At 33.3% G+C, this 15,830-nt stretch carries 18 protein-coding genes; 2 read left to right on the top strand and 16 right to left on the bottom strand.

All coding sequences use genetic code 11. The annotated features are described in order from the left end of the window. Positions 1 to 587 precede the first annotated feature (587 nt). From GD441_RS09130 to GD441_RS09200, 15 genes are all read right to left on the bottom strand, one after another. Positions 588 to 821, bottom strand: coding sequence for a 3-ketosteroid-delta-1-dehydrogenase (locus GD441_RS09130; RefSeq protein ID WP_153125944.1), 234 nt, complete (start codon positions 819 to 821; stop codon positions 588 to 590). 341 nt (positions 822 to 1,162) lie between these two features. After that, positions 1,163 to 2,077: a tyrosine-type recombinase/integrase gene (locus GD441_RS09135; RefSeq protein WP_153125946.1), complete on the bottom strand. Its 915-nt coding sequence runs from the start codon at positions 2,075 to 2,077 to the stop codon at positions 1,163 to 1,165. Between the two features lie 449 nt (positions 2,078 to 2,526). Then, positions 2,527 to 3,039, bottom strand: a complete 513-nt coding sequence (locus tag GD441_RS09140; protein WP_153125948.1) for a hypothetical protein — start codon at positions 3,037 to 3,039, stop codon at positions 2,527 to 2,529. Positions 3,040 to 3,842: 803 nt separating this feature from the next. Further along, positions 3,843 to 5,011 (bottom strand): IS3 family transposase gene (locus tag GD441_RS09145; RefSeq protein WP_153125950.1). Its coding sequence is split into 2 segments (ribosomal slippage): positions 3,843 to 4,744 and positions 4,744 to 5,011, totalling 1,170 coding nucleotides; the frame shifts between segments, so codons are not numbered across the junction. A 362-nt stretch (positions 5,012 to 5,373) separates the two neighbouring features. Beyond that, positions 5,374 to 6,000 carry a hypothetical protein gene (locus GD441_RS09150; RefSeq protein ID WP_153125952.1) on the bottom strand — a complete coding sequence of 209 codons (627 nt, stop codon included), beginning with the start codon at positions 5,998 to 6,000 and terminating at the stop codon, positions 5,374 to 5,376. Continuing rightward, complete coding sequence (locus GD441_RS09155; protein ID WP_153125954.1) at positions 6,000 to 8,024, bottom strand: hypothetical protein; 2,025 nt, start codon at positions 8,022 to 8,024, stop codon at positions 6,000 to 6,002. The genes GD441_RS09150 and GD441_RS09155 overlap by 1 nt, the downstream gene beginning before the upstream one ends. Positions 8,025 to 8,454: 430 nt before the next feature. After that, entirely contained in the window at positions 8,455 to 8,949 is a 495-nt protein-coding gene (locus GD441_RS09160; protein WP_153125956.1) for a hypothetical protein, read from the bottom strand. A 42-nt stretch (positions 8,950 to 8,991) separates the two neighbouring features. Beyond that, a complete protein-coding gene (locus GD441_RS09165; RefSeq protein WP_153125958.1) occupies positions 8,992 to 9,597 on the bottom strand; it encodes a competence protein CoiA family protein in 606 nt (201 codons plus the stop codon). Positions 9,598 to 10,322: 725 nt separating this feature from the next. Further along, on the bottom strand, positions 10,323 to 10,781 hold the full coding sequence (locus GD441_RS09170; protein ID WP_153125960.1) for a YoqH family protein: 459 nt from the start codon (positions 10,779 to 10,781) through the stop codon (positions 10,323 to 10,325). Between the two features lie 100 nt (positions 10,782 to 10,881). Next, on the bottom strand, positions 10,882 to 11,064 hold the full coding sequence (locus GD441_RS09175; protein WP_153125962.1) for a DUF4083 family protein: 183 nt from the start codon (positions 11,062 to 11,064) through the stop codon (positions 10,882 to 10,884). A gap of 533 nt (positions 11,065 to 11,597) precedes the next feature. Further along, positions 11,598 to 11,816, bottom strand: a complete 219-nt coding sequence (locus GD441_RS09180) for a hypothetical protein (RefSeq protein WP_153125964.1) — start codon at positions 11,814 to 11,816, stop codon at positions 11,598 to 11,600. A 249-nt stretch (positions 11,817 to 12,065) separates the two neighbouring features. Then, the gene (locus tag GD441_RS09185) at positions 12,066 to 12,572 is read right to left on the bottom strand and encodes a hypothetical protein (RefSeq protein ID WP_153125966.1); all 507 of its coding nucleotides are present in this window, start codon (positions 12,570 to 12,572) and stop codon (positions 12,066 to 12,068) included. 72 nt (positions 12,573 to 12,644) lie between these two features. Next, complete coding sequence (locus GD441_RS09190) at positions 12,645 to 13,232, bottom strand: hypothetical protein (protein ID WP_153125968.1); 588 nt, start codon at positions 13,230 to 13,232, stop codon at positions 12,645 to 12,647. A gap of 166 nt (positions 13,233 to 13,398) precedes the next feature. Next, a complete protein-coding gene (locus GD441_RS09195; protein ID WP_153125970.1) occupies positions 13,399 to 13,695 on the bottom strand; it encodes a hypothetical protein in 297 nt (98 codons plus the stop codon). A gap of 20 nt (positions 13,696 to 13,715) precedes the next feature. Then, the gene (locus GD441_RS09200; RefSeq protein WP_153125972.1) at positions 13,716 to 14,009 is read right to left on the bottom strand and encodes a hypothetical protein; all 294 of its coding nucleotides are present in this window, start codon (positions 14,007 to 14,009) and stop codon (positions 13,716 to 13,718) included. Positions 14,010 to 14,137: 128 nt separating this feature from the next. On the opposite strand from GD441_RS09200, the gene GD441_RS09205 reads away from it, so the two are divergent. Both GD441_RS09205 and GD441_RS09210 read left to right on the top strand, forming a co-directional pair. Then, the gene (locus tag GD441_RS09205; protein WP_153125974.1) at positions 14,138 to 14,506 is read left to right on the top strand and encodes a helix-turn-helix domain-containing protein; all 369 of its coding nucleotides are present in this window, start codon (positions 14,138 to 14,140) and stop codon (positions 14,504 to 14,506) included. Positions 14,507 to 14,676: 170 nt separating this feature from the next. Continuing rightward, the gene (locus GD441_RS09210; protein WP_153125976.1) at positions 14,677 to 14,937 is read left to right on the top strand and encodes a hypothetical protein; all 261 of its coding nucleotides are present in this window, start codon (positions 14,677 to 14,679) and stop codon (positions 14,935 to 14,937) included. Positions 14,938 to 15,235: 298 nt separating this feature from the next. Here the strand turns inward: GD441_RS09210 and GD441_RS09215 are convergent, their stop codons facing one another. After that, on the bottom strand, positions 15,236 to 15,739 hold the full coding sequence (locus GD441_RS09215) for a DUF2442 domain-containing protein (RefSeq protein ID WP_153125978.1): 504 nt from the start codon (positions 15,737 to 15,739) through the stop codon (positions 15,236 to 15,238). Positions 15,740 to 15,830 lie beyond the last annotated feature (91 nt).

Below are 15,830 nucleotides of genomic sequence, written 5' to 3' on the forward strand. Positions count from 1 at the left end.
TTGAAAGAGTACTATGACTTCTGCTGACTTCTGACTGTTCAGCTATCTATCACTAGATAGGTTACCAAGATTACTTGGCGTGCCAGCCAGACCTCCCCGGGTAAGAGTGTAATCTTTCCTTCCATCCATCTGCTTCATTTACTCTGTATCACCTTTGGCAGAAAGGGCTTTGTTTTGTTGTGCAAACTCACCCAATGATACCTAGCCTCATATGAAGTTCGTGTTCCTCAGACCGGAAGTTTGCCGCTCGCTTCCTTCAGATTCCGCGTCACCACGGACACCCTTGCGTTAAGCTAACTGCTACTTCTGCCTTCGCAGCTCGGGACTCTCACCCTATAGATTACACCCATGCCGGGCGCACACAAAATATTCCACTAACTCGGGCGTTAGTGGAATATTGACGTTAAAATTTAAAGCTTGAGGACAAATCTTCCTCAAGCTTATTTCGTGCGAATTACTATGTAATTTTTACTGCGGATTATCGTGTGATTCATTATGTTAATTTAAGGTTTACTCCACAAAAACGGAACTACTTACTTTATCAAATATTGACCTTTGTTCCTCAACTAACACAACCGTTAGGAAACTTACTTCATACCCTTATACTCATTTATGTCTGCATCTGGGAATGCTTCTTTCCATAATTCAAATGTCTTATAAAGCTTTCTAGTTCCGTTTTTATGAAGATGAACATTAACGTATCCATATTCATTACCTTCTCTATGGCGAACTCGATTATTTCTTTTTATAATAATCCTGCCTGACCTCGTAATGTCATAAAGTTCTTCATAGCCTTTAATACTTCTTCTCTCTTCTTCCATAGGTTTCACCTCTAATAAATCGAACCTTTTATTTTCATGGTAATTATCCCCTAATGAAAAAGCAATACCTTGTTGAACAAAACTTCCCCGTTAGCCAACCATGTTAGCCAACCATGAAGCGAGCTTCATCACAGATGATGGAAGTTCATCCGTTCTTCCATAGGAGTTGAACAAGAAAATCGACAATAAACGATAACACAGACATCCAAAAACGAATGTTTTTGCTGAATTACGGTGTTTATAATTCTGTTAAACTCCCTTGAATAACCATCGTTAAAATTGATCATTGCGCTCCCTTCCCTACATTACTCTCAGTGCAGCACTGTATTGAACCTTAGTATTTAGAACTTAGGTAATGCCTCCACTGCATCTGATAACTCTTCATAAGAATCCTTCAAATAACGAATTGTAGTAGAAATATGATTATGACCTGCAAGCCTGCGTACCTTCTCAATATCGTTGTTTGTGGCTTTAAGCATCCATTTACAAAAAGTATGTCTAAACATATGCGGAGTTAACTTTTTCTCTTTTGTACTGTAATTTTCGATCATTTTTTGAATACCTCGCACAGAAAACTTTCCAGATCGTTGGCTATAAAACAAATATGGTGAATGAGCAACAAAACTTTTTTTCTTCGCAATCTTCTCACGAAAATCTAGCCAGTCACTTAATTCATGATATAAGAGATTTGACATTGGTAACGTTCTAACTTTTTTCCCTTTTCCTACTACCCGAATCTTCCGTAATTCAAAATCTAAATCATGTATTTTTAAATTGGATAGTTCTTCTACCCGTAACCCTGCATATGTAAGTAAATAAATAATTGCTCGATCCCGCCGATATTTTTCTTCGGGGTTTACCCCCCTGCTTCTGATAGGATATCTTCTCATTCGCTCCAGCAGTCTTTCAAACTCATCTTCTGTAAGCCACATTATGTTCTCGTGTTCCTCATCTGCTGTTTTTAAATCCCGGATACCCTCCATTGGATTTACTAAGATGATTTTTTCTTTAACAGCCCAATTAAAGAAAGAACGTAGGGAATTTAGCCGGCGATTAATGGTTGCGACAGACATGCCCTTTCCTTCTTGCGGGTTAAGCATATCATCAATCCACTTACGAATGTCAGAACTTACAACTGGACAATTCATTTCTATCTTATTGTCCTGATAAAATGCTTGAATATCATTTAAATAAGATTTAATAGTATGTATTGATTTCCCCTGTTCTTTTAAATAGTCTTCATAAAGTCTTAACACCTTCAATCCCCCAATCTTATATGCCGAGTTAAAACAGCTTTTTTCTGTTAGCAACTTATACAAATTATAACATTATATGACGAGTTTAGCTGGCGTTTTTCGCGAATTATAGCATATAATGTATATTATATGCCTAGTATAATAATATTATCATTCCCTATGTTGTTTAACGGTCACCTTCACTTGACCAACAGCGGAAGATATTATTCTCGGAATATTCAGGTGGTAAATTCGATTTTTCAAAAAATTTGCCTTATTATTTTGTTTCTCGGATCTCTATTACACGAGATAGGTATCTATGGTAATTAAATAAAAACGTCTAGGATTTATTGTATTCCTAGACGTTATTTATCACTATTTTAAGTAGTCTTTAATCTTTTTAATATCGAAAGACGCGTTTATTTCTCTATTTCTCCAAAAATGTTCAGCAGCATCAATTTTACAAAATTTTATAGATTCGTTTCCTTTTCAGCTAAATATTTTTGCAAATCATCTGTAACGGATAGCGTATCTAGCGTTCGTTTGATTAAAGCATCAATGAGCCAGTCTTGCTGAACGTTCAATAATAACTTTTGCAACGCTTTTACCTGAGCCCAAATTGCTTTGGAAGGCTTATATAATTTTGCTTTTTCTCTTTCAGCATTCATATAAACACGGACTTCAGAAAAAAGACGTTCTAAACCCGACTTATCAACTACTTCTGATTTTATCTCCCGTTTTCTGTGTACATTGTATATTCTATCGCTTAACCGCTTGTTCAGTGCTTTGTCAGAAGTGGCGATATACATCCCATCTTTATTTTGGGTAATGCCCGCGTTACTTAGTTTGTTTTCTAAATCTGTGAGTCGAATTCCGCTTTTCGCTGCAATCTCCGGTTTTGTGATCCCTCTATTTAATACATCAAGTACGTCTTTTATAAACATATCTTTTGTTATGTTTAACTTTTCGTTTTGTTTTTCCATAGTTAATCATTAAATTCTCCTTTCTGTAATATTGAATGGATATTAATTTTAAAACATTATATCTTTACTTTTTTCCCATTTTAACTTTAATGAAAAATTAATTTAAAATTAGCTAAACATTATTTTGAAAATATGTCTAAGCTAATCCTTAATTTCGACTATTCTATTGATATAATTAGGCTCATCTAATTTACTACTTAGTTGCTTTTAGAATGAATGCGCACTCATAGATATTTCTTCATAAGCACAATTGGGTATATCTAGGCATACCCAATTGTATCTATGAACCCATTCATAGGTCTGATGTATAACAATTCAGTACTATCAAGGGTTCTTCAGTCCAAAAAATGAGCCTTCCATGCCGACTTATATGTTCTATAACGCTTGTTTTTTGCTGATTTATAAGCTTGAATTTTTCGATAAAAATAGACTCTTAAAAAATAAATAAAAAGCCCCTAGATCGTTTAAAATCGTTTAAACGCTAGGAGCTTTTGAGTGATTTATTTACATCAACTACAGAACTCTATGAGAGTGATAATGCGCATTTTCACACTCTACACATATCAAAAATACTTAAGAAACTTTAAGAAAAGAAATGTAATTTTTCCTTCTGTCTAAAATTTTTATATATTCTTGCATTGTATGATTGTATGTAACGAGGAAATTATTATAGTTCCAACTAAAACCATGATATATACAATAAGAAAATTCCTTTTAATTTAGAATATCTAACTTGCAATAATAATAAAAATTGGTGTTATGTCAAGAAAACGGACACGTTAAACAGAGAGAAATAGCTGAATTTATGCAGCTACTTTTCTCTGGTTAGCGTGATATGCATCTTCAAATTCACATGGCGATACATAACCAAGGGCTGAATGACTTCTTTTACGGTTGTAGAAGCATTCGATGTACTCAAAAATGGCTTGTTTCGCTTCTTTCCGCGTGCGGAATCGATTCAGATAAATGCACTCTTTTTTGATTAGGCTATGAAACGACTCCATACAAGCGTTGTCGTAACAGTTCCCACGTCTCGACATACTGACTTGGAAATGATACTCTTGTAACAGTTGTTGATAATCATTCGACGCATACTGGCTTCCACGATCCGAGTGGTGAATCACTCTTCCTGTTGGTTTCTCGTTGTTTAACGCTCGCTGTAACGCTTTGATGACTAACTCTTTGGTCATTCGGTTATCGATATACCATCCTACGATTTTACGGGTATATAAATCCATGATACTCGCTAAATACAACCATCCTTCGTCAGTGGGAATATACGTGATATCGGCCATCCATACTTCATTTGGAGCCGTTGCTTGGAAGTTCTGTTCCAACAGATTCGCATACACGTTGTAAGGATGATTACTATTGGTTGTCGCCTTGTATTTACGCACCGTAATCGATCTTAATCCTTCTTCACTCATGATGCGAGCCACCGTCTTTTGAGACACATGAATCCCTTGTTTGCGTAGTTCTTGCGTAATTTTTGGACTTCCGTAAATCTTACGGGACTTTAGATACTCATTTCGAATCTGTTGAGTCCATTGTTCTTTTCGTTCTTTCTGCTTGCTTTTCGGACGCTTGAGCCAGTCGTAATACCCACTTCTTGAAACACCGAGCACTTGACACATCTTCACCACACGAAATTCATTTCGGTGTTGAAAAATGAATGCGTAAATCACTTCTGGTTTCTGGTGAAGATGCCTAACGCCTTTTTTAGGATGGCTAACTCCTCCTCTAACTCTTGATTGCGGCGGCGTAATTCGATGATTTCTTGATTTTGTGGCTTGATATGGCCTGAACCCACAAAACTCTTTCCGTTGCTTTCTTTATATTCTTTAACCCAACGGTGAAGAGTATTGTAAGCTAAACCTAGTTCTTTTGCCACTTGGGCGATGGACTTGTCCCCCTCCAAGCATAACTCAACCGCTTGAATCTTGTATTCTTTATCAAATGTTCTCTTTTTCATGATTGGACACCTCGAACCTATTGTAATTTAAGTTTATTATAATCTCTCTGTTCTCCGTGTCCACTTTTTAGACTAACATCAAAATAATAAAGACTTTACTTGAAATATTTCATCCGAATTTCAAGAAATTCTGGTTTAGAAAGTTCGGATTCTAGTTGTTCCCTTTGAATCAATATTTTTTTATAGGGGATAAAATAAGGACTATCACTAATTGCTTTACTATTGAACCAATCTAAGAAGTCACTAGTTATTTTTCTATTAGTCATTAATAAATAATAATCAGGCTCATGCATTAGTACTTTTACCATTTCAGAATATATTTCATCTATTTCTAGTTTCGCATAACTTTCTGAATATTTACACTACAAAACCCATTTTGTTGGTTTATTAACAATAGGAATCCAAGAGTCCATATTAACTATAAAAGTTCCATCTCTCCCCCTATCAACCCCCTTTCCTATTCTATCTAAGTTTAAAACCTGCCATTTGGAAATCATTTCAATGCATAAATCTTCAAATGCGTCTGCTTTAGTTTTTCCTCCCCCCGGTTGAATAATTATATTTGACCAATCAAAATTGTAAACTGTACGTTTTTTTATAGTATCGTATTCTTGTTCACTTATTTCTGAAAATGAGCAATGCTCTACCTCAATATTCTTTGCAACTAAAGTTCCATAGCTCTCCCAGTAACAATTTATTTCTAATAAATAAAAATGATCTTCTTGTTCAATTGTAGATGTAACAATGTATTGATTTGAATTTAGGGGATATACTAAATTTTTTACTGATACTTTTATAGAATCTTGTTCGGTTACTTCAAAATTAATTGAATTATTCATGATATCACTAAAACTCTTTGCATTATCTTTTGTCAAAATTCCCTCTGATAGTAACTTACGATTAGTATCATAGATATAACAAGTCTCACCATTGAAGTTTTCTAAAATACTCTTAAGTTGGGGTATATTTTCTATGTTCATTGTTTTCACTACTGATCACCCCAAACCGAATTAGAGTCTTTGTTAATGAAAAGGATCCACTTTAAAATATCTTCTACTGTGTATTTTTCATGATTCTCTAAAGTTGCCATATTAAAAAGTATTGTAGAAATTATATTTTTTACAAATACTTTAAACCTTTCATAGATTCTTTCTTTTAAAGCAAGATAATTAGTATCATCAGCTATTAATAATAATTCTTTGAAATCTTCATATAGCCAAAGTCTCATTTCTCTGTAGTTTACATCCGATTTTTTATAGTTCGAACCTGCAATTATAATAGCGCTGCAAGCAGCTAAATATTCTATACTTTGCTCTGATCCAAATAACTGTTTGATAATTTCTTTTTCTAACTGCACCTTCCTTGTTAAACTCTCAGTTTTACAAAATTCTATAAATTTTTTGAAGGCCATATCTAAATTCCACTTGGATAACTTTGCAAGATTTTTATTTAAAAATTCAATAAGACCAGTGTCTAAATCATCAATTATTTTGGGTTCATTCCATGGTACTCTTTCATTATGCCAAGTTAAATTTCCGCTTTTCTCATTATGTACAATAAATAAATGGTTTAACTTATAATTAACTTCCTGTTCCTTTGAGATAAAATAGTATAGTATATTTAATAAGTCTGAAACTTTCTCTTTTGCAATTGAAACAGCTTTTTCTGTATCTCCGAATGCACATTCTATATTATGAACTAACACCCAAGCACTGTTATCTCTACTATTACTGTCTAATAATGTTCTTCTTATTGTATCCTTTGGATATTTTTCATATTGCCATCCTGTAAACAACTCATTCGAGATGAATTCAATATCACCGAGGCGAACGTCAAAATATTCATTTTTAACTGCTAAGTCATTAACGTTTACTGCTACAGTATAATTAACATCAGTGAGAAAATTATTTTTGAGATTTTCAATCAATTTTTGTTTTTTTTCAATACTTATTTTTTCATATGCTGTGGCTATTAATTGGTTAATATTAGGACTATTTTTAGCAAAGATTACACCTAAAAAAAGCATTCTTATTTTCTCTTTGTCCCATGGCAATCTTGAGTTTACCTTATCTTCTCCAAATCTCTCTGTTATTTCTTTTGTATAATCATTAAAAACTTCATCTAGTTCTCTGATCAAATTTGCAATTTTTTCGATTTCGTAATGCTCAATAGTTAATATAAATTTATTTAGCATAGCATGTTCAATCTTTTTAGTTATATTATTTTCTAGTAGTAAATTTTTTAATTCTATTTGTATACTATTTCCTTCTTCTACAGTTCTACCTAATAGAAAATGCATTAAATAATCATTTTCTAATTCCTTCAAAATACAGCGAAATATTTCTTTTTTATAACTAAGGTCAAGCTTGACTAATTGGTCCTCGATAATTGTCTCATATAGCAAATTAATAAATTTACTATTTAGCTGTTTGCGATAATTATCGATGTGTTTAATAGAATACTGTCGTTGATTAATTCTTTTACAAATATTATTTCGGATTCGATAAAGCAAGAAATATTCAGGTCGTTTAAAATACGGGTTATCCTTATCTATACCTTTTGAAATATTGTTGGAAAACTCTAAATCTAGGTCATGAATATAATTTTTCAGGTTAATATCATCACTATTTTTAGAGGTGACATATTCACTGAATTTGATGGTTAATTCTCTTGCTTTTTTTTTCGTATTTGAATTGGTAAGCTTTTCAAAAGGAACTTTTATTGTCAAACATTCTTCTAGTTTATATGTAATAATACTATCTAATATTTCCATCACTTGTGAGACAGTAAGACTATTGGGTATTAAGTTTAATTTATCACTAAGATGATTAGCTATGTAGTATTTATTTAGCTGTGCTTCTATATCTGGCATACATATTTCCTGCATGTAAGTTTTAAATAAAGTGTATTCAAACTCCTTTAAAAACAATTGTAAATAATAATCAAAAATTTGTTCTATTTCTTCATTAAAAGAGAAAGCCTTTGTTTGAAACCGCTCTATTCTCTTATACACTTTCCTCACCCTCTTAGCATTAATTCTAAAAAACAATGAAGTATATCATTACTAAGAAATCTTGTAAGTAAGCATTCGATTTATGCAATTTAAAACTCTTAATCCCTTTTATAATATCATATGTTTCGCTTATTGCGATTTCCATTTCTGCAGTCAAGACAGGACATAAAAATTTAAGGCTAAAATTTGAAGGGATATAAAAAGAGTTTTAAAAGAGGTAGGGTGCGATATTAGTTACTGCACATTCCTAATCAGGATTTCTTGCGATTTAAGCTACCCTTTTTCTAAACTTCCAAAGCTTTAACTTCGCCAGATACATACATTCACCTCTTTTTGTAGTAATGGCTATATTCAATTTGACTCGAATGGTATTCTAACGGTTTTATGGAATCGAAATAGTCTGTATTTAGAAGCCTGCCTATTTTTATGATTAAAATGGATACCCAGAATCTTTATGATGCTCTACTATGTATTCCCTATCAATTCGCGTTTCTAAAACTAGTTTTTTTAGTATCTCTTTTATCTGTTCACCGGTTATACAGGAAGAAGGTATTAAAAAATTAAAACCGCCCACGTATGGATGTTTATGAAATTCATCTTCACAAACAATTGCATCGATTTTAATACCCTCTTTTTGAAATGTTTGAAGTAAGTTATACAGAATATTCTGTTCTCGATTTAGAAAATAACGTCCATTGTTAATTTTTATCGTTTTACTGCTTATATATCGAGCATTTGAAAACTCTTCGAATCGTAAAGCATTTGCATTATATGCTATTACAGGTATGCTATGCATTTTTTTATACAGTACACTATCAATATGCTCTCGTAGATTTATGCGATCAATTTTTTCCAAGACTTGTTCTAAGACTTCTTGTTGATACAACTCAAGTTGATTTTTATTCAGTATTTCCTTTCTAGCCATTCGTAAAAGTTCTTCTTGAAAAGATTCGTAAGTAGTGTGTATCTACTTTTCGACTGCGTTTTCCTCGTATTGTTCAAGAAAGCCCGGCAAATATAAGTCGCAAACTGTATAAGAGTATCCATTATTATTTTTAGAGGGGAATACTTCAATAAAAGGGATATTATGATTGATTAGATAACTTCTTTTTTCTTCTTCCATACGATGTGTCACACAAATTTCTATAACTAAATAATTATCATCTCCTTCAACTAAAACATCTATTACATATTTATTTAACGCTTTTTCCACTGAGATACCGTAGACATCGTAGTACCCTACAATATCAGCTAGAGCAATCGGAATTTGTTTTAAACCTAAGCCTTTTAAAAAAGGAGTGAGCTTAATCAGCTTATCAACTGGAAAAAGTAAATCAATATATAACTCCTTCTTTATATAGTGTTTAGCATGGAAATGAAGCAATGTTTCTTCACTGACTGAACATTGACTATTCGGCTTATGGCTAAAATGGTGAGTCCGTTGATTTCCTTTTTTAGCAGTTACGGATTCATTGCAAAACGGACATCTGTATATGCCTTTCCTTTCTAATCGTTCACTAATATGCACTAACTCTCCATTTCCTGTTTTAGCAAACTCTAATTTAACTCCCATACTAATCTCTCCCCAAAAATGTAGGAATATTAATCTTTTATATGATTAGTTGTTGTCTTGATGACTCCGAATTTAGATGCTGATCATAAAAATGTGATGAAACTCTCCTTCTTTGCCCTTTGCTTATCAGTCTTTTCATTGATTGCCACAAACATATAGAAGCCCCTTCCCACATCCCATGTATAGTCTTTTACCATATATACCTTATATTACCGTATTCTTACAAACAAGCAACTTGTTAGTATGAAAATATTGTGATGATAGTGCAAGTTAATAAGTCACTTTTTGTCGATAGTTACAAATTCTTGTAAAGGTGTGCCTTTTCCCTGCATAAAAAAGCGTGGTAATTTGTTTGTTGTGGTAATAAGGACAGCCTTTCAGCAACGGGACCTACCACGCGCTCAGAGACAGAATAATATAGGTGGGTAAACTCGTTGCAGTTATTGAAAAATATAAATGATAGAGCTAAATATAAAGGAATGAAAAATCAGCTGGTCTTTACGATAACAGGTTCCGTAATGAGGTGCAAAACAGAAAAACGCACGTTAAATAACAGGCTAAAACACACAATAATCACCTCAGAATTCACATTACAATTAACATAAAAAAATGGCTTGGAGAATGTTCCAAGCTCTTTAACATTTATTATTTTTACAACAACCGTAAAAATTATCTTTGCGATCAGCTGTTTTTTTCATAAATCTACGTTACCAAAAGTCGTATGTTTATTTACAGTATTTTATGTTATTCGTTAAGATTGGCGGTCCTAATTTCTTCGTTTTTGAGTTGGAAGGACGTACTTGTATTTGAACCTCTTTCATTTCTGCGGTAATATTGTCGATTCTCCCTGCCCATGTGGGGTCGTACTTTTCTGCAGAAGGATACAGTTTGAAACGCAAACTGATTTCATCTGGAATAAAAGCAAACCCTTCATACATGTCGTAATTCCCCAAAGTGCTGAGGTCAGGTAAGTGGAGAGCATGAATACTTATACTTGTTCGCGGGAAGCTCGGTGTCAGCTTCACCTTGTACACTAGTGCTACCCCTTTTGTATTCTTGTTCTGCTTATTAAGCGGTTCTAATATCACGCTACATGGTAAAGATGGTGATGAATCTGCTCGAATTTGATTTGGACTCACCATAATTGTAGTAACTAATACTAACACCAAAATAAACTGTTGCATGGTTTCCTCCAAGATGTTTATTTGGGTTAGTTTTTGTCTGGTTCTATGTTGTTATACAATAAAGAAAGTGGCACCCTCTAAACCGTTCTGAAAGAATGGGTTATCCTTTGCTTTGTTTCTCCAACAGTTCAATGATTCTATCCAGCTTCTTTTCAATTTGTACTGCACTACTCTCTGAACTTCTTCTCATGACTAATGATTTGACTGCAAAGAACACCGCAGTTGCAAAAGCAATAAGAAAAGCAAACATGGCCAATTGAAAAATGATTGATCCCCAATCCATCTTAGATTAGTAACCCCTCCTTTTCCTAATCGTACCATAAGGAGAGAAGCGATGGTTGAAATCTTTGATTGTATGCCCTACGCACTTCAAGTTAACATAACATTGTATTTATTAAAAACCGGATCAATCAATAAGTAAATTTAATGTTGATTCTTTGTTCTAGACCTGAAATCATAAACAGATCCTTCCTTAAATATGTATATGCGTAGGTGGAGAGTATTCATTGTTCTTTAAACAATGTCTCAATTACTTCTTCAGGTAGTTTGAAGTATTTATTCATATGTTTGATGTCCCCAAAGGATTTTCCGTCTTTAATCATTTCCCTTAAAACTTCCATTTTCCCTTCTATTTTCTATTTTTGTTTAATCTCCCTCTCTTTGAATTCGGAGTAGGATAGCGGCATAATTTGTTCCACCTCTTTAGAAATTTTTGTTTTTGTAGTTTTTCACTTAAATAGGGTATTCGGATTATAGGTAGAATACCCTGTTTGTTCATTATCTTCATATTGTATTTTTCAGCGTACTATGTATGCATTAATCCGAATCGATGTCTTCTCTCGGCGAGACTAAAATGCTTAATCCTTCTTCACCATAATCCCACATTTTAACCCAGACAGATGATGTACCTTCTGGTAACTCAAACACCCTTTCTTCTAAAGGTTTAATCGGTGCATTGCTTGTATTACAACGAATAAATGTCGAGGGATGGATGTTCACTATTCTTCCTGTATCATTAAAATACCAAAACTTCATTAATTAATCCCCCTATTATTACTTCTGGCATGTGTCTAATCCACATTTCTGTAAAAAATGTACATTTTCCACTACTTAATTCAATGAGTTTCTTTTCCCGAAAAATACCATTTATTTAAATGTATCTCTAAAATAAATGTTTCAGAATATTGTTATGTACATAAAACCATAAAACAATCAAACTCGTATTAAGCTTCTATACAATTAAGGACATCATACAATTACAATCAATCCTAAACAGCCCTTCTATCATAAAAACCTGAAACTTACCGCAATATTATTTAACGTCATAAACTTCTTTGCATTATCGTATTGTAATATCAAACTCATTGAGGTTGCTGAGTTCAAATGAGCTAAAAGTACATCTATATCCTCGGCCTCTTTATTTAGCACATATTCACCAAAATTAACTTTACACTTTCCCTGATCTATCTTGTAGTAAGTTCCTACTATATTTATTTTTAATCCAGAATACACGTCAAAGTGATTGATAGGCATGATAGTTGCAGTCACAAAATTCGGATTCACACTGATGACTGTACCATAGCTACTCCTATCAGGTAGCGAATACTTCCCATACCTTACTTCACCCAGAAATGATTTTGCAGCGGCTAAGAAGAATTCTTTTAAATTCTCCACCAACTCGTTCGGGACATTGCTGGTAACAAATTTAAGCACGGTTGGAGTGTGATTAGTAACGTCACAATATTCAATATAGTATGAATCAATAAAAAATCGGCTCTCTTGTTCAGTCACCTAGAATCTTCTCCCTTTACAATAGATGTGCATGAACTTAACGATACTCACTAGAAGTCAAATATGTGCAGTTTATAACATAGTTTTCCGGCGCTTTTTCATGTCTCTCATCAAAGCTTCAGTTTTAAAAATTATTGTCGGATGCTTCAGCTCTATAATTGAATAGTACCCGCTGTTTGAACTATGGATCAGGATTTTTAAGCTAACTAGATTATTTATAGAATTTCTGATTTCTGTCTTTTTTATTTTTGTTTTCATAGCTATTTCACCAATATTTGGTTTAATAGTACTATTGTCACTTTCAAAAGCGATGTAACAAAGGTACGCATAAACTACAACATCAATGCCTCTTATAAGTCCGTACAAATGGGCAGCAATTATATTTATCGGCATATAGAACTTTTCAAATTCAGCTAAACTTTCTAAATCAACTAGTTCCTGATAATCAAATCCTTCTATTTTGCCATACCCCTCTTTTTCCAAATGAAAAGAAAAGTAACTATAAATATGAGCATACAAATCCTCGCTATTTAAATTACTATCAAATAAGCTATTTGGCAGCGGCAGTAAGGCAATCATAATTTCCCTCCGATAAACTTTTATGCTGCTTAACATGGAGAAGTTGTGTGCAACAAGAATGTCTTCGTAAAATAAAATCATACAAAGAACTCTTGTCCTACTCCATGTTAAGCAACAAGATAACCTACTTTTATGACGGTGTTTTTAGTAATCAAATAATATTATATTCAACTTCGTTTAGCGGTTAAAACAACGGTTACAACTCGTAAACGTTTCTTCAACCTGTTTTGATGTGCAGCTGGAAATATTACTCTATTTCAAAGATTCGTCTATTGGCTTTATTATAAATATCATCGATTTTTCTTTTAGCTTCTTCTGATCGAGATTTAATCAGCGCTATATCGCCTTCTCTTGCTTCTCTAACATTTACTAATGTTGCACCTATTGAACCCGTCATATAGCCTCTTACACCGAATAGAAGCTCAATCTCATTAAACAGTTCAGACGTTAAACCTTCGTGAGCTTTTTGAATCATAATTTTTTCTTCATCTTGTTCAACGAGTGTTGACACTTCAATCACGACTTTCCCCGAGAATACCCTCATATAGACCTCCTTCATTTGCACTAAAGTTTCTTCGGAATGATTAGAGTATTAATAATAAAAACAAGAGCATCACTAAACGCTTGGCGATACGCAATCTTACTTTGAATAAGTACTTGATCAAATATATTTGCTCTAATATCTTCGATTAAAGAATCTCTAGCATCTCCTTCGAGGGACTCAGTAGCTACTAACAACTTCTCTTCTAAATCCTTATAAATGGTTTCAGCATACATTTGATATTCTCTGCTTGTTAATAATGCTTCTAACCTTTTTTCAATAAACTCATCTACAGCTTTTTGTAAACCATCGATCATCAAAATACCCCCTTATATTCATTTTATGAATATATTCATTACAAGTATACAATATAGTTAGTTGAATGTAAAATTAAAAAACAGTACGATTAAGGAGGAATGATTAAAAAAAGGAGTAAAAGTAAATTATGAATCAATTGGTTATTGGAAGATTAATAAAAGAATTGCGGAGAGAAAAAGGAATAACAATGATTGATTTTGCAAAAAAGATTAATATCTCTCAACCCTCCTTATCGCGTATCGAAAGTGGCAACCAAGAGGTTTCTCTTGCACTTCTTTCTAAAATATGTGAAGAGTTCGGCATTTCTCTAAGTGAGTTTTTTTTGAGGGCTGAAGGAAACAGTGAGTTTCAGAAAATGCAACTTGAATTAACAAATGAAGACGAAGATGACATTGTAGACGAATTAGATAGAAAGTTAAATAGGATGCTCTCAGCACTTACTGTCGAACAAAAGAAAGGATTATATGTACTTTTACTTCCGTATATCAAGGAATAACGATCTCTCAACTGCTTTGCTCTGCAAACTGCAAATGCAAAAGCCCTGCAACTTATTTCGCAGCAGGGCTAAATGACAATTAATCTTTTACAAGTGCAACAAACCATTATTTTAAGATACTGAACAGAAAAGGTATTCCACTAAAAGCTTATCAGGATTGGGGGAATTGTATGGAAGATACACTCAAACAAATTCTTAGTGAGCTACAAAAAATGAACCAACGTATTGATAAATATGAAAAAAACTTTGATGAGAAAATTGATAACTTAACAAATGAAATGAGAAGTCATTTTAAGCATGTCGAAGATAAGTTGTGTCAACACCAAAAGGTTTTCAAAGAATACATCGACGATAAAACAGAGGCTTTAAACAAACGTGTATATACTGTAGAAACAGACATTCAGCGTATACTAAGAATACTAAGACAGTGAATTAGTGATTTTAGGGTATAAAACGACTTTTTCAATGGAAAAAGTCGTTTTATACCAGTCTAACTGAAGAATAACTTAGTCTTGAATCTTACCAAGGTTTTTCTTCACTTATATTTCTGTATGAATTAACGCATAGTAGATATACTAACCTCTACCAGAACACGATCATTCGAGTTAATTAATGAAATGAACACATTCTAAATAATCTTTAGCATGTTCATCTGTCATAAAGTGAAGGTAAGTTATATCGCCGCTGATTACCTGTACGAGAAGGTCTAGTCTATCTTTGTTTGCTATTTTATTCATGTGTATTCTCCTTTTGATAACCCTCTAAAACTAATACAGACTGTTGATAGGAAAGGATTTTGCTTTTTAGCTCTTTTATTTCCTTAATCGTCTCTTCCCTTTCTTCTTCGCTAATGTTTTGCTTCAAGTAATATTCATAGTTCTCAATTAACTCTCTGAAAGCTACAATATGCTGCTTCAATAACCGGATTCCTTTGGTAACAGGAGTATTTTCCTTTATTTGTATATAGTCGTGTATGTCGGTTAAGCGATCTAAACTTACGCTCTGTTCGTATAGCATTTGAGGGTCGAAATCCACACCATTCTCCCATCGCACTGTTCCAGCAATCGAATCTATTTCAGCTGTAAGAAATAATTCTCTGTCATGTTGGATATCTGCTACCAATCCTTTAGGGTCAGTGGGGATCTTTCTTATATCGAAGAGTCGATATTCTCCATGATTAAATTCTAAGACGAGTTTGAAAGTTTTCGTTGGATAAACAGATGTCACTCTCATTCTCACTCACTCTTCCCTTTTCCTCTTATTTCCTCTAGCGTATTATAAACATGATACTTACGCAATCACTTACTGGCTATTGAGAGAAAAA

The organism is Peribacillus tepidiphilus (assembly GCF_009466385.1).
GTDB classification, from domain to species: Bacteria; Bacillota; Bacilli; order Bacillales; family DSM-1321; genus Bacillus_BN; species Bacillus_BN tepidiphilus.